Here is a 20,489-nt window from a genome sequence, read left to right as displayed (position 1 = left end):
AACGCCTGGTGCATAGCAGGGGACCCCTCCTTACATCCGCAGGGCTCACCAGAACGCGATGCCGGCGTCGGTGAGCAGCGGCCCGGCCAGCATCCGGCCGCCCACCAGCAGCACGACGACGTTGACGATGCCGAAGAGGAGCACCCAGAAGAACGGCGGCAGCGGCGTGATGCCCGCCAACTGGTCGGCGTCGGAGGCCGGCATCCCGCGCCGGGTCCGCAGCCGCTGCAACTCCACCACCGGCCGTACGCCGCCGAGCAGCAGGAACCACACACCGGTCCAGGCGAACGCGGCCTGCACCTGCGGGCTGGCGTACCAGGAGATCGCGAGCACCGCACCGCCGGTGACCAGCAGTGTGAGCGCCCCGTACACGTTGCGGATCATGATCAGCATCGCCAGCAGCAGGACCACCGCGAGCCAGAGCAGCAGCGTGATCCGGTTTCCGGCGAGCAGCCACGCCCCACCCAGGCCGACCAGTGGCGGGGCGAGGTATCCGGCGAGCAGGGTGAGCACCATGCCCGGTCCGGTGGGCCGCCCGGCCGAGAGCGTGAGGCCCGAGGTGTCCGAGTGCAGCCGGATGCCGTGCAGCTTGCGTCCGGTGAGCACGGCGGCCAGCGCGTGCCCGCCCTCGTGCGCGATGGTGATCGCGTTGCGGGCGATCCGCCACGGCAGCCGGGTGGAGACCACCACCAGCGCGACCAGGCCGGTCAGCAGTACCAGCAACGGGGGCGGGTCTGGCTGCGCGCCGAGCAGACGGTCCCAGAACGCGGTCATGCCCTCGATCGACACCATGGGGCGGCAGCCTACGCCCGAAGGCCGGGTCGGCCCCAGCCTGGGCTGTCTCGTTCCGGTACCGGCCGGGGTGCCCGTCCGTAGTCGACCCGTCCCGCATTGAAAGTTTTCTCAGCATCTCTTGCCTTAGCAGGCATTCACCTTCAAAGATGTCTGTCTATCGACAGTCGTCTCAGGAGGACGCCATGGGTCGGACCAGACCAACGCTGCGCCGGCTGACCGCCGCCGCGCTCACCGTGCTCGCGACCGCTGCGGCCGGGCTCGTCGCCACCGCGACCCCCGCCTCGGCGGCCACCGTGCCGGGCATCGACGTCTCGCGCTACCAGGGCACCATCAACTGGACGAGCGTCCGCAACTCGGGCATCGAGTTCGCCTTCATCAAGGCCACCGAGGGTACGAGCTACAAGGACCCGAACTTCAACACGAACTACGTCAACGCGTACAACGCCGGGGTGATCCGGGGTGCGTACCACTTCGCCCGGCCGAACATCTCCTCCGGCGCGGTCCAGGCCAACTACCTGGCCTCCAACGGCGGTGCGTGGTCGGCCGACAGCCGTACGCTCCCCGCCGCGCTGGACCTGGAGGCGAACCCGTACAGCGGCGGCTACTGCTACGGCCTGAGCACCACCGGGATGCGCAACTGGGTGCAGGACTTCCTGAACACCTACCGCTCGCGCACCGGCCGCTACGCGGTCATCTACACCACCACCAGCTTCTGGAACCAGTGCACCGGCAGTTGGACCGGCCCGTGGACCAACCACCCGGTCTGGGTCGCCCGCTGGTCCTCCTCGGTCGGCGCGCTGCCGGCCGGCGCACCGGTCTGGAGCTTCTGGCAGTACACCGACTCGGGCAGCGTCGCCGGCATCAGCGGCGCGGTCGACCGCAACTACTGGAACGGCGACCGTAACCGGCTGATCGCCCTGGCCAACAACACCGCCTGAGACACGTCACGACGGCGGGTCGACGTCCACCGAGTGGATTCGGGACGTCGGCCCGCCGCCGTGGCGTGACCACCGCCGGTTCAGGCCCGCCGTCGCGCGGCGAGTGCCACGGGTACGCCGACACCACTGTGCCGGGCCACCGTGCCCCGACGGGTGACGGCCCACCCCACGTACGCGGCCCCGGCGAGCGTCACGACGCTCAGCAACGTGGCCAGCAACGCGATTCCGAAGGTGACGAACAGCAGTACTCCGACACCCACCACCGCGCTCGTCCACAGTGTCGGTCGGGTTCGGGCATCCCTTGGTCGGTAACCCATCTCGGGCCTCCCTTCCGTCCTTCGAGATCAGGTACCCCGAACGACGGACGGTCATGCCTCGTCTCGACCGCCCTGCTGCCGGTCGCCCTCAGTCCTGACGGTCCGGCACGAACTCGCGGAACGCCGTCTCGAAGTTCGGCAACTGCGCGTCCCACTCGCTGTTCGGCACCTCCCAGCGCAGGGCGAAGCCCCGGTTGCTGGCGGTGACGAAGCCCCGGTTGCGCACCCGCAGCTCGACCCCGTTGCGGGTCTGGTACCAGTCCCAGTCGGCGCAGGTCCGCCACTTGCAGTCGATCGTCCTGATGTTGATCCGCCGGTAGTTCTGCACACCACGGACGTTCTTCCGGCCCGGTTCGAGCTGCCGCCAGGTGGCGGCGGCGTCCCGCTGGGGCGTGTCGGTGCGGTCGATGGTCAGCTCGCTGACACCGTTCGGGTCCCGGTACTTGACCCAGGTGGAGCCGGAACTGCGCCGCCAGCCCTCCGGCACCAGCACCTTGAAGCCCACCGGGTCGTTCCGCAGCGTCCACCCCTCGGGTATGCCACCGGCGGCGCTCTCCGACGGGGTGGGCGAGGGCGACGGGGAGTCGCTCGGTGGTGCGGCGGAGGTCGGTGGTGGCGCGGCCGGCGCCGAGGTCGGCGGCGCGGACGACTCGGAGGTGCCCGCCGCACCCTGCGGGGTGCCGTCGCCGTCGCCGTCACCGCTGGTGAGCAGCGGAACCGCCACCACCAGGCCGACGAGCAGCAGCGCGACCAGCGCGCCGACCAGCACGGCCCGGCGGGTGCGCTCGGATCGCAGTTGGCCGGCTTTGAAGACCGAACCGCGAGCCGGTGCCGCCGGGCTCACCGGCGCCGACGGCATCAACGAGGTCGAGGCGGGCGCGACGGGGGTGGCGGCCTTCGCGGGAGCCGGTGGATCGACCCGACGGGTCGGTTCGCCCGAGCCGGGCCGGTCGGTCGTCCCGCTCGCGTCGGCCTGCGCGCTCGCCTCCGCAGCGGGACCGTCGACCTTGGTGACGTCGGCCGATGCGGCGGCTGCCCCGCTGGTCGTGGCGGACAGCACGGTCGCGTCGAAACCGTCGGGCGTCGTCGGCGTACCGGCCGGGGTGGTGCCCTCGTCGACCTGGCCGGTCGAGTCGTCGTCGCGGCCCGTCGCAGTGTCCGTGGCGGACGTGTCGGACCCGACAGCCGAGCCGGTGTCCGACGCGGACGACGCCGCGTCCGTACCCGACGCCGACTCCGCACCGGCGGTCGACGCCGCGTCCACCTTCGTCGTCGGGTCCGCGACCTGACCAGCATCGACCTTCGCGGTCAGGTCGGCGTCCACCTTCGTGGTCGGATCGGCGCTCGCGCCGGTGGGCGCCGCGACCTTCGCCGTCGGCGCGGCGTCGGAGACCGGCGAGCGCCCGGCCGCCGCACCCGAGCCCGACGGACCGGAGCCGGCCGCGCCGACTGCGGCAGCGCCCGCCGCGAGCGGACCCACGGCCGGTGGCGTACGGGGTCCGGGCGGGGTGACCGGCGGAGTGGGCCGCTCCCCCGACGGGCGCGGCGCGGGCACCAGCGGCTGACGCGGTTCACGCGGCCCGTTCGGCCCCGGTCGGCGTACACCGTCGAGCAGTGAGATGCCCCGACTCCGCTTACCGCTGGCCCGCCGCAGCATCCGCTCGGCCGACTCGGCGGTGATCCGCTCCTCGGGATTCTTGCGGAGCAGCCCGGCGAGCACCTGCTTGAGCGGTCCGGCGTTACGGGCCGGGGGCACCGGTTCGGTGGCGAGCGCGGCCAGGGTGCTGATCGCCGACGGGCGCGCGAACGGGGACTTGCCCTCCACGGCGGCATAGAGCGTGGCGCCCAACGACCACAGGTCCGCCTCCGGGCCGGTGGTGCCGTCCCGGGCGCGCTCGGGCGAGATGTACGCCGGGGAGCCGAGCACCATGCCGGTGCGCGTCACGTTCGGGTCGCCGGGGATGGTGGCCAGGCCGAAGTCGGTCAGCACCACCCGACCGTCGGTGCCGAGCAGCACGTTGCCGGGCTTGACGTCGCGGTGCATGATGCCGGCCTTGTGCGCCGCCTTCAGGGCGTTGAGCACACCGAGCCCGATCTGCACCGCCTGCGCCGCCGACACCGGCCCGTCCTCGGCGATGGTGTCCTGCAACGAGCGGGACGCCACGTACTCCATCACGATCCACGGGTCACCGTCGGTGCGGAGCACGTCGAAGATGCGTACCACGTTGATGTTGTTGAGGCGGGCGATGGCCCGCGCCTCCCGCAGCGAGCGTTCGCGCATCTCGCGGCGCTCGTCGTTGGTCAGGCCCGGCGGCGGGACCAACTCCTTGATGGCCACGTCGCGGTGCAGCACCTCGTCGCGCGCCTTCCATACCCGACCCATGCCGCCCTGACCGAGCGGCGAGAGGAGCCGGTACCGGTCGGCGACGAGTTGGGGGGAAGGCTCAGACATCGCAGAGACGGTACCCGGCAGCCCTGACGCTCACACCGTCGGCACGCCACTGTGTGCCGGAGGTCGAGTTCACGAGCGCGTACGCTGGGGTCCATGTCTGTCGAGGAGCCGCTGTTCCGGGTCGTCCGCGGCGTGCCGACCGCCGAGGAGCTGGCCGCGCTGGTGGGCGCGATCGTCGTACGCTCCCGCCCGGTGCCCGCGCCCGCCGCCGCCCCGGTCTCCGTCTGGGCCCGCAGCGCCCGACCGGTGGGTGCCGCTCTGCTGCCGGGCAGCGGCGCCTGGCGCACCTCCGGCCTGCCCCGCTGACCCGCGCTCGGCACCACACTGACGGCAATCGGGGCTGCCGGGGAGGCGGCCAAGGATTAACCTCACAGAGGGGAACCGGGCCGTTACAGTTTGGAGGGCCGATGATCCCTGAGGATGGTCGACAAGCGCCCTGGTCAGGCGGTCACCGTGGCGTCGAGGCGGACATCCGCCAGATGCGGGAATTCGCCGACATGCTCCGCGCCGAGGTGGACGGCAACTATGCGCCACACCTGCCCCGCATCGCGGACGACATGCTCGCCCAGGTGCCGAATCCGGCGGACGCCTTCATCGAACTGGTGCAGTTCATGCGAGCACACTGGGAGACACAGCAGGCCACCACGAACACCGTCTGGGGCCTCGGTCACACCACCGGCCACCTGGCGCACGCCGCCAGACAGGTGGCCGACCGCTACGCCGACACCGACGCCTTCTCCGCAGCGCGCGTCGCCGACGTCCAGCAGGCACTCGGGCGGCCCGGCGACGTACCCGCCCAGCCCACACCCTCCCCGTCGCCCACCAATCCGACCGGCCCCGACAACCACGGGCCGGTGATGCTGCCGTGAGAGACCCGGGAGTAGGCCGCAGCGGCGGCCTCACCGACTGGTACCTGATGAACGTGGCCGACATGTGGGCCTGCCTCCAGGACCACCACCCCGACAACCACTGGCGGCACGTCGCCGGCTGGCGCAAGATCTCCGAGCTGGCCGACCAACACCTCCACCGCCTCCGGACGTACCGCCAACGCCTCGCCCACGCCTGGCCCCCCGAGACCAACGAGGCCGCCCGCGCCTACCTCGCCGAGATGGACGACCTGATCGCGCAGGTGCAACGCACCCACGACGCCGCCAGCGCCAACCAGACCGCACTCGCCGCCGCCACCCAGGCCCTCACCAGCACCCGCGACGAACTCAAGAAGATCCACGACGAGTACGCGGACAAGCTCCGACAGAAGCGCGGATGGGAACAGACCGCCGCCGATCCCAAAGCAGTCGCCGGGAGCCGCAACAGTCAACCGCCGGTCACCGAGGCCGACCTGGAACAGTTGAACGTCAAGGCGCGCGGCATCATGTACGGCCTCAGCAGCGACCTCCAGCAGGCCCAGGTAACCCTCCGCCAACCCCCGCCGTCGCCACGCTCGCTCATCCAGATAAACGACCCTGACGTATACGGAACAGCCGGACAGGCACTACTGACACCTCCCGTCATTCCAGCACCAAGACCTGTCGAAGCCAAGAAGCCCTGGCATACGCCCACGTCTAGACCCTTATCGGCCGCCGCCCCCAGGGGAGAGGTCGGACCAGTTTTGGGTGCCGCTCAAGCAGGAGAGCCCGCGCTCTCAAACCCAGCCACTCAAGGCTCATCAGTCAACTCGCCTCAAAATTCTCTCCCCCTCAGCAATAACGGGTCATCCAAAGGCGTCGGAGGAATTCCCGACACCTTGGGCCCACTCCGCACACCACCACCTCACGGACAAATTCCTCACTCGATCGTAAGCGGAGGCGCGCGCCCAAATTTTGGAAAGTCGGCACACGCGATGCCTCCAGGAGGCTTAATCGGCGGGCCACCCGCCATGGGCGCTGGGGCGCCGACAGCAAACACCACACCACCTCGCAGGGTAAATCCCATTGGTGGAGTAATTGGACGCGGGGCAGCAGGAACATCACCCTCTGGGGCGGCCGGGTCTAGACCGGGAGGCGGTCGAGGTGCAGGAGCACCACACCTACCTGCACCATTCGGCAACCCTTCGGCAGGCCTCCCAAGCATCGCCGGGATGAGTCCTAGATCCAAGCCCCCGAACCACGGCAACCACGGACCAGACCGGCCTACGGGCCAGGAAGGCGGGCCGCAGCAGTGGGATCCCGACAACCCGTGGACGATCGAACGCGGAAATCCCCCAGTCATAAAGCCACCGGACGATGATGGCCCAATCGACCCTGGACCAGTCATTGGCCTTGACCGTTAAGGAACCGAGCAAAGCCGCGACGGCACTTGGAATTATAACGGTTAGCGCCATCTTGGCTGCACATTCATTGCCAACCAACCCACTCGCAGATACCCGAAGCCACTTAGGTAACGAAGTGCGTAACGACCAGTGGCACCTTCCATTCTTGAAAGTCGATGAGGCTCACCAAATCAGTCAGGGAGAAGGAGTCATCGTCGCCATCCCCGATACCGGCGTTTACCCTCACCCCGACTTGCGGAAGAATCTACTGCCAGGCATCGACCTGCTCTCGAACGAGGACAGGACAAGCAAACAAGATCAAGATAGCCATGGAACAGCAATGGCTGGACTAGTAGCGGCACACGGCAACACCGATGGACACGGGGCGCTCGGCGTGGCCCCGAAGGCGAAGGTTCTGCCTATTCGCAGCTCGCCTCCAAATCGCCCCGGCGAACCCGACGCACTGGCGAGAGCCATCGAGTTAGCAATCTCTCATCGGGCCGACATCATAAGCATTTCGAGCGTTGGAGGATCGAGCGCCCGACTGGTCCGCGCCATCAATTCCGCGATCGAGGCGGACATATTAGTGGTTGCCGGCACAGGAAACCGACCAAGAGAATCCACCATAGGATATCCAGCATCTCACGTCGGCGTCGTAGCAGTAGGAGGAATAGACCGGAAAGGCAATCATGCGCCCCTTTCAGCCATTGGGCCACAAGTCAGCGTTACCGCACCTGCAATCGAGCTTTACAGCACCAGCTACGGCGGCGGCTACTCCAAGGGGTCAGGAACTTCGGGAGCTACTGCCATCGTTGCTGGTGCGGCGGCGTTGGTTCGGGCCAAGTATCCGTATCTGCCTGCGGACGAGGTGGCCCACCGACTGACTGCGACCGCGATCGACAAGGGGCCTCCCGGACGAGACGACCAGTACGGGTACGGCGTGATCGATCTGGTGGCGGCGCTGACGGCAGACGTACCGCCGAGGGGTTTCGGGCCGAGCGGGACGGGCACGCCCTCGCCGAGCACGACGCGGGCCGGGGGTCCTGAGGCCGATGAGGACGGTGCGGCGGTGCGCGGCCTGGTGACGCTGGCGGTGCTGCTGGCGGTCGGGGCCGGTGGGCTGTGGTGGGTCCGGCGGCGACGGCGTTCGGGCGACCCGCCGCCACGCGTCAGCCGCTGACGGGTCCTGGCGTCGGGGGGCGGTACCGTCGTGCGCGTGTCTGATGCGCTTCCGCTCCGCCTCGTGCTCGCCTCGGCGAGCCCTGCCCGCCGTAAGACCCTGCAGGCCGCCGGCATCGAGCCGGACGTGCTGGTCAGTGGTGTCGACGAGAGTCTGGTGGTGACCGATCGGGCGGAGGATCTCTGCCTGGAGTTGGCCCGGCTCAAGGCGGAGGCGGTGCTGACCCGGCTGCGGCCCGGTGACGGCCAGCGGACGCTGGTACTGGGTTGCGACTCGGTGCTCGCGTTCGACGGTGAGATCTTCGGCAAGCCCGATGACGCGGCCGACGCCACCCGGCGGTGGGAGCGGATGCGGGGACGCAGCGGTGTGCTGCACAGCGGCCACTGTCTCATCGACATCGTGGGCGGGCGTCGGGCCGAGGCGGTGGCTTCCACGGTGGTGCACTTCGCCGACATCAGTGACCGGGAGATCGCCACGTACGTGGCCACGGGCGAGCCGCTCGCGGTGGCCGGCGCGTTCACGATCGACGGGTTGGGTGGGGCGTTCGTGGAGCGGATCGAGGGCGATCCGGGGACGGTCGTCGGGCTGTCCATGCCGCTGCTGCGGCGGCTGCTCGCCCAGTTGGACCTACAGATCACCGATTTGTGGACGAAAGTCGCGCCCGGCAACCAGACCGTCGAGCCGCTCGGCTAGCGTCCGGGCATGACGCTCAAGTCGATTCCGCTCACCGACGAGCTGCACGCGTACCTCGTCGCGCACGGCGCGCCGCCGGACGAGATCGTCCGCGACCTGGCCGAGGAGACGCTCGCCGTGCTGCCGGAGCACGCCTCCATGCAGGTGGCGCCGGAGCAGGCCGCCTTCCTGACGTTCCTGACCCGGCTGCTCGGAGTGCGCAACGCGGTGGAGGTGGGTACGTTCACCGGGCTCTCCTCGCTGGCGATCGCCCGGGGGCTGGCCGACGGTGGACGGTTGACCTGCTTCGACATCTCCGAGGAGTACACCGGCATCGCGCGCCGGTACTGGGCGCGGGCCGGTGTGGACGACCGGATCGAGCTGCGCATCGGCCCGGCCGGGGAGACACTGCGGGAGTTGCCGCACGAGCGGTACCTGGACTTCGCCTTCATCGACGCCGACAAGACCAGCTATCCGCTGTACTGGGACGAGTTGGTGCCCCGGATGCGGCCGGGCGGTGTGATCGCCGTGGACAACGTGTTGCGGCACGGTCGGGTGGTCGCGCCGGAGAGCGAGGCCGACCGGGCGATCGCGGCGTTCAACGACGACGTGCTCGCCGACATGCGGGTGGACGCGGTGATGTTGCCGATCGCCGACGGTCTGACGCTCGCCCGGGTGCACTGACCGGTACGCCGGCACCGGTCGTCGCCGCTGTCGGGCAGGGCGTTCGAGCCGGTGCCGGCGTCCGATGGGCGTCAGCCGGGTGGTACCTGCGGGCGTTAACAAGGGCACCCTGCTCTACCGCAGGCGTTAACAGGGTGCCCTTCCTTTCACCGCAAGCGTCAGCGGACGCTGCGGGCGAACTGGCGGGCCGCCCAGTAGACCCCGGCGGCGGCCAGGATCGCGATGATGGTCAGCCCCTGCCAGACGCGGTCGTTGCCGATGTCGCCGTTGAACAGGGCGCGGGTGCCGTCCACCGCCCAGGAGAACGGGTTCCACTTGGCGACGCCCTGCAACCAGCCGGGCGCGAAGGCGAGCGGGAGCAGGATGCCGGAGAGCAGCAGCACCGGCTGGGCGACCGTGTTCATCAGCGGGGCCAGCGCGTCCTCGCTCTTCACCTTGAGCGCGACGCCGTAGCTGACCGCCGAGGTCATCAGCGCGATCAGGGCGAGCATCAGGTATGCCAGCAGCAGGTCGCCGATGAAGACCCGCAGGTCGAACAGGAGCGCCAGCAGGGTGATGATGACCGCTTGGACCATCAGCGACACCACGTCGCGTAGTGAGCGGCCGAGTAGCAGGGCGAGTCGGCTGACCGGGGTGACCCGGGAGCGTTCGATCACTCCGGCGCGCAGCTCGGCGATCAGGCCGAAGCCCTGGAACAGGCCGCCGAAGATGGCCAGCAGCACCAGCAGGCCGGGTACGAAGATCTTGTACGCCTCGGCCTGGGTCGGCGCGTTCAGCGCGGGCTTGAGCAGCGGGGCGAACAGGAGTAGATACATCACCGGCTGGAAGACGCCGACGAAGACCCACACGGGGTTACGTAACAGCAGGTGGAACTGCCGCTGGAAGATCAGCCAGGTGTCGCGGACGAGCTTCATGGGACTCTCTCCTGGTCGGGTCAGGACTCGCGCAGCGAGCGGCCGGTCTTGGTGAGGAAGACGTCGTCGAGGCTCGGGCGGTGCAGCTCGATCGACCTGAGGTCGAGACCGGCGCCGTCGACCCGGCGCAGGATCCGCGGGATGGCGGTCGCACCGTCGTCGACGAAGAGGCGCAGGCCGCCCTCCTCCAGGCTCTCCAACCGGTTCACGTACTCCTCGCCGTCGAGCAGCTTCTCCGCCTCACCGGTGGCCACGAGGTCGAGGCCGACCAGCACGATGTCACCGGAGATCTCCCGCTTGAGGTCGGTCGGCGTACCTTCGGCGACCACCTCGCCGTGGTCCATGATCGCGATGCGGTCGCAGAGCGCGTCGGCCTCGTCCAGGTAGTGCGTGGTGATGAAGACGGTCATGCCGTCGGTCCGCAGCCGCCGGATCTCGTCCCACATGTGCGCCCGGCTCTGCGGGTCGAGCCCGGTGGTGGGCTCGTCCAGGAAGACGATCTTCGGCTCGTGGATGATGCCGAGCGCGATCTCGACCCGCCGCCGCTGGCCGCCCGAGTACGTCTTGCACTTGCGGTCGGCGAACTCGGTGAGCTGGAACGCCTCCAGCGCGCGTACCGCCCGACGCTGGGCCTCGGCCTTGCCGATGCCGTACATCCGGGCCTGGAGCACCAGTTCCTCACGCGCGGTCGACTCGTCCCAGGTGCTGCCGCCCTGGGCGACGTAGCCGATCCGGCGGCGCACCTCGCCCGGGTTCTTCAGCAGGTCGGCACCGGCGATGGTGGCCTCGCCGCCGTCCGGCTCGATCAGTGTCGCGAGCATCCGCAACGTGGTGGTCTTACCGGCGCCGTTCGGGCCGAGGAACCCGAAGATCTCACCGGCCGGGACGTTCAGGTCGACGCCGCGTACCGCCTCGACGGTCTTCGTCTCCCGACCGGCCCGGCTGCGGAACGACTTCCGCAACCCTCTGGTCTCGATCATTTCCACTCCCCGCTCATGGCCGCACTCCGGCCACCATCGTCACGGCACTCCACCACATGGGTCCGACACCACGCCGCCCACGACCTGGCCAGACAGTGCGTCATCCCACACTTAGCGATCGTTCGGGGCACCACGGTGAGCTATAAACTCCCCGGCAGAAACCCGCCGGGAGGAGCCACCAAGGTGCGCAAGGTACTCATCGCCAACCGGGGCGAGATCGCCGTCCGGGTCATCCGCGCCTGCCAGGACGCCGGCCTGGGCAGTGTCGCGGTGTACGCGGACTCCGACCGGGATGCCCTGCACGCCACGCTCGCCGACGAAGCGTACGCCCTGGAGGGCGACACCGCTGCGAATACCTACCTCCGCATCGACAAACTCATCGACGTCGCCGCTCGGGCCGGTGTGGACGCGGTGCACCCCGGGTACGGCTTCCTCTCCGAGAACGCCGACTTCGCCGAGGCGGTCATCGACGCGGGTCTGACCTGGATCGGTCCCACCCCGCAGGCGATCCGCGACCTCGGTGACAAGGTCACCGCCCGGCACATCGCCCAGCGGGCCGGTGCTCCCCTGGTGCCCGGCACCCCGGATCCGGTGGGCAGCCCGGACGAGGTGATGGCCTTCGCCGTCGACCACGGTCTGCCGGTGGCCATCAAGGCCGCCTTCGGTGGCGGCGGGCGCGGCCTGAAGGTGGCCCGCACCATGGAGGAGATCCCGCACCTGTTCGAGTCGGCCACCCGGGAGGCGGTCGCGGCCTTCGGTCGGGGCGAGTGCTTCGTCGAGCGGTACCTGGACCAGCCGCGCCACGTCGAGGCGCAGATCCTGGCCGACCAGCACGGCAACGTGATCGTCGCCGGCACGCGGGACTGCTCGTTGCAGCGCCGGCACCAGAAGCTGGTCGAGGAGGCACCGGCGCCGTTCCTCACCGCCGAGCAGCGTGCGCAGATCCACGAGAGCGCGAAGGCGATCTGCCGGGAGGCCGGCTACCACGGTGCCGGGACGGTGGAGTACCTGGTCGGCAACGACGGGACCATCTCCTTCCTGGAGGTCAACACCCGGCTCCAGGTGGAGCACCCGGTGACCGAGGAGACCGCCGGCATCGACCTGGTCCGCGAGCAGTTCCGCATCGCCGACGGGGAGAAGCTGCGGCTCACCGAGGACCCGACACCGCGCGGGCACTCCATCGAGTTCCGGATCAACGGCGAGGACCCGGGTCGCGGCTTCCTGCCCGCGCCCGGCACGGTGACCGTGCTGCGTCTGCCGACCGGTCCCGGCGTACGGGTGGACACCGGCATCTCGGCCGGCGACGTCATCGGCGGCAACTTCGACAGCCTGCTCGCCAAGGTCGTCATCACCGGGGAGACCCGTACCGAGGCGCTGGAGCGGGCCCGGCGTGCGCTGGACGAGATGGTGATCGAGGGGATGGCCACCGCGCTGCCGTTCCACCGCCTGGTGGTCCGCGACCCGGCGTTCACCGCCGAGCCGTTCGCGGTGCACACCCGTTGGATCGAGACCGAGTTCGACAACACGGTTCCGCCGTTCACCGCTGTCGCAGACGGCGCGGACGCTCCGGCCGAGCGCGAGACGATCGTGGTCGAGGTGGGCGGCAAGCGGCTGGAGGTCAGTCTTCCGGCCGGGCTCGGCGCGGGTACGGCGAGTGCCGCTCCGGCCGCGAAGAAGCCCGCCCGTCGGGGCGGTGGCGCCACGGCCGGCGCGGCGGCGGGCGGTGACGCGCTCACTTCCCCGATGCAGGGCACCATCGTCAAGATCGCGGTCGCCGACGGGGACACCGTGGCCGAGGGCGATCTGGTCGTGGTGCTGGAGGCGATGAAGATGGAGCAGCCGTTGCACGCCCACAAGGCGGGCACGGTCAGCGGGCTCGCCGCCGAGGTCGGCGCGGTGATCACCGCCGGTGCCGCCATCTGCACCATCGGCTGAGGCAGTGCCGGGTGTATGGAGGGGTCCCCTGCTATACGCGAGGCGTTAGCAGGGGACCCCTCCTTACATCTCAGCGCAGGGATTCGGCGGCGACGGCACAGACGGCGGTGGTGAGCGCGGTCAGCACCGGTGAGTCGAGTCGCCAGTGCTGCCAGTAGAGCGGGGTGTCCAGCACCCGACCGGGAGCGATGTCGACGCACCGACCGGCGGCCACGTCCGCGTCGGCGATCTGCTCGGCGACCAGTCCCCAGCCGAGGCCGAGCCGGATCGACTCGTTGAACGCCGGGACCGACGGCACGTAGTGCACCGGCGGGTCGAGCGCGTGCCCGGTCACGCTACGCAGGAAACGGTGTTGGATCCGGTCCTTGCGGTCGAAGACCACCACCGGCGCGGCGGCGGCAGCAGTCCGGGTGAGGCCGTCGGCGAACCACCGTCGGGCCACCGACGGCGCGGCCAGCGCCCGGTAGCGCAGCGCGCCGAGACGCCGCACCCGGCAGCCCTGCACCGCCTCACGCTGGGCGGTCACGGCGGCGGTCACCACCCCGTCGCGGAGCAGGACGGCGGTGTGGTCCTGGTCGTCCTGCCGGAGGTCGAAGGAGAGTTCCGGCTGGTCGGGCAGCCGGGCCAGGGCGGCGGGGAACCAGGTGGCGAGCGAGTCGGCGTTGACCACGATGGCGATCCGGGTCCGCTCCCGATCGCCGCCGAGCGGTCCCCGGGCATCGGCCAGCGCCTCGCGTTCGAGCAGGGCGAGCTGCCCGGCCAGGCGCAGCAGCGGTCGCCCGGCCTCGGTGGCGTCGCAGGGACGGTGCCGCCGGACGAGCACCTGCCCGACGGCCTCCTCCAGTGCCTTGATGCGCTGGCTGACCGCCGAGGGGGTGACGTGCAGCAGCCGCGCCGCCGCCTCGAAGCTGCCCTCGGCGACGACTGCGGCGAGCGTACGGAGCTGGGTGGAGTCCAGACCGCCCATGCAGCTGAGCTTAACCGGATGAAGAATCTTTAGCTGGACTGATCCGTCGCGGTGCTCCTACCGTCGGCGGCGTGCTCACCTCCGTCGTCGCCGGTTTCTCCCTCTCCATCGCCCTCATCGTCGCCATCGGCGCGCAGAACGCCTTCGTACTCCGTCAGGGACTGCGCCGGGAACACGTGGTGCCGGTCGTGCTGACCTGCGCGATCTCCGACGCCCTGCTGATCGGGGTGGGTATCGCCGGGGTGGGTTCGATGGTGGCGGCCCGACCCGACCTGCTCACCGCGATCCGCTGGGGCGGGGCGGCCTTCCTGCTCGGATACGCGGCCCTGGCCGCCCGCCGCGCGTGGCGGCCGAGCACGCTCACACCGGCTCAGCGGCCCCCGGCCCGGCTCGGCGCGACGCTGCTGGCCTGCCTCGCCTTCACCTACCTCAACCCGCACGTCTACCTGGACACCGTGCTGCTGCTCGGCGGCATCGCGCAGCAGCAGCCGCACCGGTGGTTGTTCGGTCTCGGCGCGGCGGTGGCCAGTGTCGTCTGGTTCAGCGCGCTCGGCGCGGGGGCGTACCGGCTCGCGCCGCTGCTCGCCCGGGCCCGGGTCTGGCAGGTGCTCGACGGCGTTATCGCGCTGGTGATGGTGGTGGTAGCGGTCGCGCTGCTGCTGGGCTGAGGGAATGATGGCCGGGTGCGGTTCCTCAATGGCGCGACACCCGCGTACGACCTGACCTACAACGACGTCTTCATGGCCCCGGCCCGGTCGGAGGTGGGCTCCCGACTCGACGTCGACCTGTCCACCGGCGACGGCACGGGTACGACGATCCCGCTGGTGGTGGCGAACATGACGGCGGTCGCCGGCCGACGGATGGCCGAGACGGTGGCCCGGCGCGGCGGGATCGCGGTGATCCCCCAGGACATCCCGATCGAGGTGGTGGCCGAGGTCGTCGCCTGGGTCAAGCAGCGGCACCTGATGCACGACACGGCCATCGCGCTCGGCCCGACCGACACCGTCGGCGACGCGATCCACCTGCTGCCCAAGCGGGCGTACGGTGCGGTGATCGTGGTCGACGAGGAGCGCCGCCCGATGGGGGTGGTGACCGAGGCGGACACGGTCGGGGTGGATCGGTTCGCCCAGTTGCGCGACGTGATGTCGGCCGATCTGCACACGGTGCCGGTGGACGCGGATCCGCGTACCGGCTTCGACCGGCTGAGCACCGCGCGGCGGCGGCTGGCCCCGGTGGTGGACGGCGAGGGGCGGCTGGTCGGGGTGCTCACCCGGCCGGGCGCGCTGCGGGCGACGCTCTACCGGCCTGCGGTGGACGCCCTGGGGCGGTTGCGCATCGCGGCGGCGGTGGGCATCAACGGCGACGTGGCGGGCAAGGCGTCGGCGCTGCTGGAGGCGGGCGTGGACACCCTGGTCGTGGACACCGCGCACGGCCACCAGGAGCGGATGGTCAGCGCGTTGCGGACCGTCCGGAGTCTGGACCCGGGCGTACCGGTGGCGGCCGGCAACGTGGTCACCGCCGACGGCGTACGCGACCTGGTCGCAGCCGGCGCGGACATCGTCAAGGTGGGCGTCGGACCGGGCGCGATGTGCACCACCCGGATGATGACCGGGGTGGGTCGGCCGCAGTTCTCGGCGGTGCTGGACTGCGCGGCGGCGGCCCGTGAGCTGGGCCGGCACGTCTGGGCCGACGGCGGGGTACGGCATCCGCGTGACGTGGCGCTGGCGCTGGCCGCCGGGGCGTCGAACGTGATGGTCGGCTCCTGGTTCGCCGGCACCTACGAGTCGCCCGGCGACCTGTACACGGACGAGGACGGCCGGCGGTACAAGGAGAGTTTCGGGATGGCCTCGGCGCGCGCGGTCAGCGCCCGGACCGCCGAGGACAGCCCCTACGACCGGGCCCGGAAGGCGATCTTCGAGGAGGGCATCTCGTCGGCCCGGATGTACCTGGACCCGACCCGGCCGGGGGTGGAGGACCTGATCGACGAGATCATCTCGGGGGTACGCAGTGCCTTCACCTACGCCGGAGCCCGGAACCTGGACGAGTTCCACGAGCGGGTGCTGGTCGGGGTGCAGAGCACCGCCGGCTACACCGAGGGGATGCCGCTGCCGACGAGCTGGTGACGGCCGGCGTCCGGTCAGCCGGGGTCCGCCGCCGGGGCGAAGAGGCGCCCGATCACCGTCCGGGCAACCTCTCGCGGGTCGTCACCCACACCGGGTGGTAGCGCGTCGGCCAGCCAGAGCGTGGCGAAGCCATGCACGATCGACCATGCGGCCAGCGCGTCGCCGAGCGGCCCGTGCACGCCGCCCCGCCCGTCGCCGACGTCCGTCGGAGCGGCGGACAGTGCCGTCACCCCGGCATGCAGTGCGGCACCGGCACGGTCACGGGCGGCCTGGACCTCGGCGGCATCGGATCGGTAGAGATCGGGGTGGAACATCACCTCGAAGTGGGCCCGGTGCCGCACGGCGAAGTCGACGTACGCCACGCCGAGGTCGAGCAGTTCGCCGCCGGTCGATTCCAGCGCCTCGGCGAGCAGGTCGAAGCCCTGCACCGCGAGCGCGGTGAAGAGGCCGGCCCGGTCGCCGAAGTGGTGGGCCGGGGCGGCGTGCGAGACGCCGGCACGTCGGGCCAGGTCTCGCAGGCTCAGCGCCGCCGGGCCCGACTCCCTGATCGCCTCCTCCGCTGCGGCGAGCAGGGCGCGAGGCAGGTCGCCGTGGTGGTAGCCGCGGGTGCCGGTCATCACCCGATCGTATCTTGCCATTGACAAGATGCGCCATCGCGAGCCAATCTTGTCGGCGACAAGATTGGTTTTCGAGGAGGTACCGATGGCTCCGCTGATCGCCCTGGTGGCGGGCACCGCGCTCGCCCGACTGGCCGGCCTGGTCGGGATTTCCGTGCTCGACGGCTGGCATCCGGCCCTGCGGGTCGGGCTGGCCGTGATGTTCGTGCTGACCGGGATCGCACACTTCACCGGCCGGCGACGCAACCTGATCGAGATGGTCCCGCCCCGACTGCCCCGACCGGACCTGCTGGTCACGGTGACCGGCGTGCTGGAACTCGCGGGCGCGGCGGGGCTGCTGGTGCCGGCCACCGCCCGCTGGGCCGCTGCCGGACTGGCCGTGCTGATGCTGGCGATGTTCCCGGCGAACGTCTCGGCCGCGCGCCGGGGACTCACCCTGGCCGGGCGCCCGGTCACCCCGCTCGGCGTCCGTACCGCACTCCAGGTCGTCTTCCTCGCCGCCGCCATCGCGGTCGCCGTCGGGCCGTGACCGGTCACGCTGTCGGGTCCTCACCCGTCATCGACGCTGGCGGGCGGACGAGAGTGGCCGGGCCGCTGGCACGGGACCTGCCAGCGGCCCGGCGGCGACCCAGGCGCCAGGAACGGGGGACCCGGCGCCCGCTGGGCCGCGCGCGGACAACGGTACGCGTCCCTGAGCCGATCCCGCGACCATCGATCGGCGACGACCCTGCCCGATCTCCCTGGTAGTGGCGCCGAAAGGTGCCCGTCGCCCCCGACGCGGGGGACGGTGCGGCTGGTCATCAGCGCCCACGGCCGGCGGGGTGATGTCGGACACTCCGTCACTCTCGGTATGTTCCGGTCAACTCACCCGGTGACCGGACAGAGGTGACAGGCACCCCGAGGCCGCTCACCGGGGAAAGCCGGATCGCCACTCGGGGTGTCCCCGAGGACGGATTTCGGTGCTCGTCCCGGATCCGTCTGAGGTGCCCGCCGCGACAGGCTGAGCCATGCCTGCAACCCGGAACAGCGCGACGCTGGTGCTCGGCGGCATCGCCCTCGCGGCCCTGCTCGCCGTGATCGGCCACGCGGGTGTCGAGGACCTGGACCCGCTGAGCCTCACCGTCAGCGACTACGCCGTCTCCGAGTCCGGCGGGGCCATCCACCTCGCCATGCTCACCCTCGCGGTGGCGTCCGCCGGGCTCGTCCTGGGACTGCGCCGATCCGGGGCCCCGACCGGTACGGGTCGCGGTCGCCTCGGCACGGCCCAGGTCCTGCTCGCCGCCTGGGCCGGTGGGCTGCTACTGGCCGGGCTGGTCCCGACCAACCCGCCCGGCACCGAGATGGGCACCGCCGCCTACGTGCACCGGTACGCCTCGGTGGTCGCCTTCCTGGCTCTGCCGCTCGCCGGTTGGCTGATCGCCACGCAGTTGCCCGCCACCGCCCGCACCGCCCGTTGGCTGCGCGCGCTGACCATCACCAGCCTGCTCCTCGCCGCCGCGATGGTCTGGTCCGCCTACCCCGGCGACCGCGCGTACTACGGCCTGATCGAACGCGCCCTCATCCTCGCCGAGGTGGCCCTGCTCACCGTCCTGGCCACCGCCGGAGGCAGGGTGCGGGCGGCTACTCCAGTTCGTGCAGCATGAGCTGGCGGGCGGCCTCGGTGAGCGAGCCGGAGAGGCTGGGATAGATGGTGATGGTCTGGGCCAGCTCGTTGACGGTGAGGTTGTTCTCCACCGCCATGGTGATCGGCAGGATCAACTCGCTCGCCTTCGGCGCCACCACCACGCCACCGATCACCTGACCGCTGGCCGGGCGGCAGAACAGCTTGACGAACCCGTCGGCCACCTCGTCCATCTTCGCCCGGGCGTTACCGGCCAGCGGCAGCATCACCTGCCGGGCCGGCACCTTCCCGGCGTCCATCTCGTCCTGCGACACACCCACGGTGGCCAGCTCGGGGTCGGTGAAGACGTTCGCCGAGACGGTCCGCAGCCGCAGCGGCCGGACCGCCTCGCCGAGCGCGTGCCACATGGCGATCCGGCCCTGCATGGCGGCGACGCTGGCCAGCGGCAGGACGCCGGTGCAGTCGCCGGCCGCGTAGATGCCGGGGACGTTGGTGCGGGAGACCCGGTCCACGGTCACGTACCCGCCCCGGGCCAGCGTCACGCCGTACTCGGCCAGGCCCAGCTCCTCGGTGTTGGGGATCGAGCCGACCGCGATCAGCGCGTGCGAGCCGTACACCTTGCGACCGTCGGAGAGGACGACCTCGACGCCGTCGTCGGTCCGGCGGACGCCCTCGGCGCGGGAGTTGTTCAGAATGCTCATGCCCCGGGCACGGAAGACCCGCTCGATCGCCTGCGCCGCGTCGGCGTCCTCGTGCGGCATCACCCGGTCCCGGCTGGAGACCAGGGTCACCTCGACGCCCATCGCCAGGTAGGCACTGGCGAACTCGGCGCCGGTCACCCCGGAGCCGACCACGATCAGGTGCTCGGGCAGGTCGGGCAGGTCGTACACCTGCCGCCAGGTGAGGATGCGCTCACCGTCGGGCACGGCGGTGGGCAGTTGGCGCGGGGTGGCGCCGGTGGCGACCAGCACCGTCGAGGCGCTGATCGAGTACGGTGCCTCGCCGCCGTCCGGCGTGACGATCACCCGGTGGGTGTGGCCGAGGGTGTCCTCGCCCAGCCGGGCCCGCCCGGAGACGAAGGTGACGCCGGCCTTGAGCAGCTTCGCGTGGATGTCGGAGGACTGCGCCAGGGCGAGCCGCTTGACCCGCTCGTGGACCGCCCGGGCGTCGACGGTGACCGCCTCCAGGCCGTCGGAGTGCACCCCGAACACCTCGGTGTCGCGGTATCCGGTCACCACCTCGGAGCTGGCGATGAACGTCTTCGACGGTACGCAGTCGGACAGCACGCAGGCACCGCCCGCGCCGTCGGCCTCCACCACGGTCACGTCGGCGTCCAGTTGCGCGGCGACCAGCGCGGCCTCGTAACCGGCCGGCCCCCCGCCGATGATCACGATCTGGCTCACCACGACCGCCCTTCGTCCATGCTCACAGTGACTTTCTTCTCCCCGACGCGTCCGACACGCACCGTCGTATTCTCCCCCACCCGCCCGCCGGGCTATCGTCATCGCCGTGCGTCTCTACGCCGCCTACGGCTCGAACCTGGACCCTGCCCGAATGCGTGCCTACTGCCCGCATTCCCCCATGGTGGGCATCGGCTGGCTGGAGGGCTGGCGGCTCACCTTCGCCGGTGAGGACGTCATCGGCTGGGAGGGCGCCGTCAGCACCGTCGTCGAATCGCCCGGCGACCGGGTGTTCGTGGCGCTCTACGACATCCATCCGTACGACGCGGCCCAGCTCGACGAGATCGAGGGCGTCACCGCCGGCACGTACCGGAAGCTGACCGTCCGCGTCTCGACGCTCGACGGCGACGTGACGGCCTGGGTCTACGTCTTCGACGGCTACGAGGGCGGCCTGCCCACCTCGTGGTACGTCTCGGAGATCGCGAACGCCGCCGAGAAGGCGGGCGCGCCGGACGACTACGTCGTCGAGCTGCGGTCCCGCCCCACCGGCACGGCGTCGGCCTAGCGCGTCTCCCACACCCCCAGTCTGCTACCGACCGGCGGCGTCCCGCCCGGCACCCCCGCCGAGCCGGACGCCGGTCACAGC

Annotated in this window: 20 protein-coding genes; 12 read left to right on the top strand and 8 right to left on the bottom strand. The window is 70.8% G+C overall.

Translation table 11 applies throughout. The features are described from left to right. Positions 1-45 precede the first annotated feature (45 nt). Positions 46-792, bottom strand: coding sequence for a M50 family metallopeptidase (locus ACQVFL_RS04220; RefSeq protein WP_431728732.1), 747 nt, complete (start codon positions 790-792; stop codon positions 46-48). A gap of 185 nt (positions 793-977) precedes the next feature. On the opposite strand from ACQVFL_RS04220, the gene ACQVFL_RS04215 reads away from it, so the two are divergent. Beyond that, the gene (locus ACQVFL_RS04215) at positions 978-1,733 is read left to right on the top strand and encodes a GH25 family lysozyme (protein WP_396692553.1); all 756 of its coding nucleotides are present in this window, start codon (positions 978-980) and stop codon (positions 1,731-1,733) included. A gap of 80 nt (positions 1,734-1,813) precedes the next feature. Here ACQVFL_RS04215 and ACQVFL_RS04210 read toward each other — a convergent pair whose 3' ends face one another. Both ACQVFL_RS04210 and ACQVFL_RS04205 read right to left on the bottom strand, forming a co-directional pair. Continuing rightward, positions 1,814-1,993 (bottom strand): hypothetical protein, encoded by a 180-nt coding sequence (locus ACQVFL_RS04210; RefSeq protein ID WP_431728731.1) that lies wholly within the window; start codon positions 1,991-1,993, stop codon positions 1,814-1,816. A gap of 145 nt (positions 1,994-2,138) precedes the next feature. Beyond that, positions 2,139-4,502 carry a serine/threonine-protein kinase gene (locus tag ACQVFL_RS04205; protein ID WP_431728730.1) on the bottom strand — a complete coding sequence of 788 codons (2,364 nt, stop codon included), beginning with the start codon at positions 4,500-4,502 and terminating at the stop codon, positions 2,139-2,141. Positions 4,503-4,595: 93 nt separating this feature from the next. Between ACQVFL_RS04205 and ACQVFL_RS04200 the strand changes: the two genes are divergently transcribed. The 5 genes from ACQVFL_RS04200 (at position 4,596) to ACQVFL_RS04180 (ending at position 9,286) form a co-directional block, all read left to right on the top strand. Beyond that, complete coding sequence (locus tag ACQVFL_RS04200; RefSeq protein WP_396692547.1) at positions 4,596-4,808, top strand: acyl-CoA carboxylase subunit epsilon; 213 nt, start codon at positions 4,596-4,598, stop codon at positions 4,806-4,808. Positions 4,809-4,981: 173 nt separating this feature from the next. Then, a complete protein-coding gene (locus ACQVFL_RS04195) occupies positions 4,982-5,371 on the top strand; it encodes a hypothetical protein (protein WP_431728729.1) in 390 nt (129 codons plus the stop codon). Positions 5,372-6,724: 1,353 nt separating this feature from the next. Beyond that, positions 6,725-7,930, top strand: a complete 1,206-nt coding sequence (locus tag ACQVFL_RS04190; protein ID WP_431728728.1) for a S8 family serine peptidase — start codon at positions 6,725-6,727, stop codon at positions 7,928-7,930. A 36-nt stretch (positions 7,931-7,966) separates the two neighbouring features. After that, a complete protein-coding gene (locus ACQVFL_RS04185; protein WP_431728727.1) occupies positions 7,967-8,623 on the top strand; it encodes a Maf family protein in 657 nt (218 codons plus the stop codon). Between the two features lie 9 nt (positions 8,624-8,632). Beyond that, positions 8,633-9,286: an O-methyltransferase gene (locus ACQVFL_RS04180; protein ID WP_431728726.1), complete on the top strand. Its 654-nt coding sequence runs from the start codon at positions 8,633-8,635 to the stop codon at positions 9,284-9,286. 158 nt (positions 9,287-9,444) lie between these two features. On the opposite strand, the gene ACQVFL_RS04175 is transcribed toward ACQVFL_RS04180, so the two are convergent. Next, entirely contained in the window at positions 9,445-10,200 is a 756-nt protein-coding gene (locus tag ACQVFL_RS04175; RefSeq protein ID WP_431728725.1) for an ABC transporter permease, read from the bottom strand. A 20-nt stretch (positions 10,201-10,220) separates the two neighbouring features. Beyond that, complete coding sequence (locus ACQVFL_RS04170; RefSeq protein WP_396692539.1) at positions 10,221-11,180, bottom strand: ATP-binding cassette domain-containing protein; 960 nt, start codon at positions 11,178-11,180, stop codon at positions 10,221-10,223. Positions 11,181-11,363: 183 nt separating this feature from the next. Between ACQVFL_RS04170 and ACQVFL_RS04165 the strand changes: the two genes are divergently transcribed. Continuing rightward, entirely contained in the window at positions 11,364-13,115 is a 1,752-nt protein-coding gene (locus tag ACQVFL_RS04165) for an acetyl/propionyl/methylcrotonyl-CoA carboxylase subunit alpha (protein ID WP_431728724.1), read from the top strand. Between the two features lie 70 nt (positions 13,116-13,185). Here ACQVFL_RS04165 and ACQVFL_RS04160 read toward each other — a convergent pair whose 3' ends face one another. After that, positions 13,186-14,082 (bottom strand): LysR family transcriptional regulator ArgP, encoded by an 897-nt coding sequence (locus ACQVFL_RS04160; protein ID WP_431728723.1) that lies wholly within the window; start codon positions 14,080-14,082, stop codon positions 13,186-13,188. 71 nt (positions 14,083-14,153) lie between these two features. Here ACQVFL_RS04160 and ACQVFL_RS04155 point away from each other — a divergent pair, with 71 nt between their 5' ends. Together ACQVFL_RS04155 and ACQVFL_RS04150 are read left to right on the top strand one after the other, a co-directional pair. Beyond that, a complete protein-coding gene (locus ACQVFL_RS04155) occupies positions 14,154-14,750 on the top strand; it encodes a LysE/ArgO family amino acid transporter (RefSeq protein WP_396692533.1) in 597 nt (198 codons plus the stop codon). A gap of 15 nt (positions 14,751-14,765) precedes the next feature. Continuing rightward, entirely contained in the window at positions 14,766-16,205 is a 1,440-nt protein-coding gene (locus ACQVFL_RS04150) for a GuaB1 family IMP dehydrogenase-related protein (RefSeq protein ID WP_431728722.1), read from the top strand. Positions 16,206-16,219: 14 nt separating this feature from the next. On the opposite strand, the gene ACQVFL_RS04145 is transcribed toward ACQVFL_RS04150, so the two are convergent. After that, complete coding sequence (locus ACQVFL_RS04145; RefSeq protein WP_431728721.1) at positions 16,220-16,822, bottom strand: TetR/AcrR family transcriptional regulator; 603 nt, start codon at positions 16,820-16,822, stop codon at positions 16,220-16,222. 85 nt (positions 16,823-16,907) lie between these two features. On the opposite strand from ACQVFL_RS04145, the gene ACQVFL_RS04140 reads away from it, so the two are divergent. Next, entirely contained in the window at positions 16,908-17,351 is a 444-nt protein-coding gene (locus ACQVFL_RS04140) for a DoxX family protein (RefSeq protein ID WP_396692528.1), read from the top strand. Between the two features lie 478 nt (positions 17,352-17,829). Continuing rightward, positions 17,830-18,465 (top strand): DUF998 domain-containing protein, encoded by a 636-nt coding sequence (locus ACQVFL_RS04135; RefSeq protein WP_431728720.1) that lies wholly within the window; start codon positions 17,830-17,832, stop codon positions 18,463-18,465. Here ACQVFL_RS04135 and ACQVFL_RS04130 read toward each other — a convergent pair. Further along, positions 18,443-19,846: an NAD(P)H-quinone dehydrogenase gene (locus ACQVFL_RS04130; protein ID WP_396692526.1), complete on the bottom strand. Its 1,404-nt coding sequence runs from the start codon at positions 19,844-19,846 to the stop codon at positions 18,443-18,445. The two genes, ACQVFL_RS04135 and ACQVFL_RS04130, sit on opposite strands and share 23 nt — an antisense overlap. A gap of 106 nt (positions 19,847-19,952) precedes the next feature. Between ACQVFL_RS04130 and ACQVFL_RS04125 the strand changes: the two genes are divergently transcribed. Next, positions 19,953-20,408: a gamma-glutamylcyclotransferase gene (locus tag ACQVFL_RS04125; protein WP_396692524.1), complete on the top strand. Its 456-nt coding sequence runs from the start codon at positions 19,953-19,955 to the stop codon at positions 20,406-20,408. Positions 20,409-20,489: the final 81 nt, after the last annotated feature.

Source organism: Verrucosispora sp. TAA-831, assembly GCF_050780145.1.
Lineage (GTDB): Bacteria > Actinomycetota > Actinomycetes > Mycobacteriales > Micromonosporaceae > Micromonospora.
Note: the sequence above shows the minus strand (reverse complement) of the source record. Positions and strands in the feature narration are given on the sequence as shown.

Coding starts and splice junctions, on each gene's coding strand:
- ACQVFL_RS04220 (WP_431728732.1), bottom strand. CDS start 792: ATGGTGTCGATCGAGGGCATGACCGCGTTCTGGGACCGTCTGCTCGGC.
- ACQVFL_RS04215 (WP_396692553.1), top strand. CDS start 978: ATGGGTCGGACCAGACCAACGCTGCGCCGGCTGACCGCCGCCGCGCTC.
- ACQVFL_RS04205 (WP_431728730.1), bottom strand. CDS start 4,502: ATGTCTGAGCCTTCCCCCCAACTCGTCGCCGACCGGTACCGGCTCCTC.
- ACQVFL_RS04200 (WP_396692547.1), top strand. CDS start 4,596: ATGTCTGTCGAGGAGCCGCTGTTCCGGGTCGTCCGCGGCGTGCCGACC.
- ACQVFL_RS04195 (WP_431728729.1), top strand. CDS start 4,982: ATGCGGGAATTCGCCGACATGCTCCGCGCCGAGGTGGACGGCAACTAT.
- ACQVFL_RS04190 (WP_431728728.1), top strand. CDS start 6,725: ATGATGGCCCAATCGACCCTGGACCAGTCATTGGCCTTGACCGTTAAG.
- ACQVFL_RS04180 (WP_431728726.1), top strand. CDS start 8,633: ATGACGCTCAAGTCGATTCCGCTCACCGACGAGCTGCACGCGTACCTC.
- ACQVFL_RS04175 (WP_431728725.1), bottom strand. CDS start 10,200: ATGAAGCTCGTCCGCGACACCTGGCTGATCTTCCAGCGGCAGTTCCAC.
- ACQVFL_RS04170 (WP_396692539.1), bottom strand. CDS start 11,180: ATGATCGAGACCAGAGGGTTGCGGAAGTCGTTCCGCAGCCGGGCCGGT.
- ACQVFL_RS04160 (WP_431728723.1), bottom strand. CDS start 14,082: ATGGGCGGTCTGGACTCCACCCAGCTCCGTACGCTCGCCGCAGTCGTC.
- ACQVFL_RS04145 (WP_431728721.1), bottom strand. CDS start 16,822: ATGACCGGCACCCGCGGCTACCACCACGGCGACCTGCCTCGCGCCCTG.
- ACQVFL_RS04140 (WP_396692528.1), top strand. CDS start 16,908: ATGGCTCCGCTGATCGCCCTGGTGGCGGGCACCGCGCTCGCCCGACTG.
- ACQVFL_RS04135 (WP_431728720.1), top strand. CDS start 17,830: ATGCCTGCAACCCGGAACAGCGCGACGCTGGTGCTCGGCGGCATCGCC.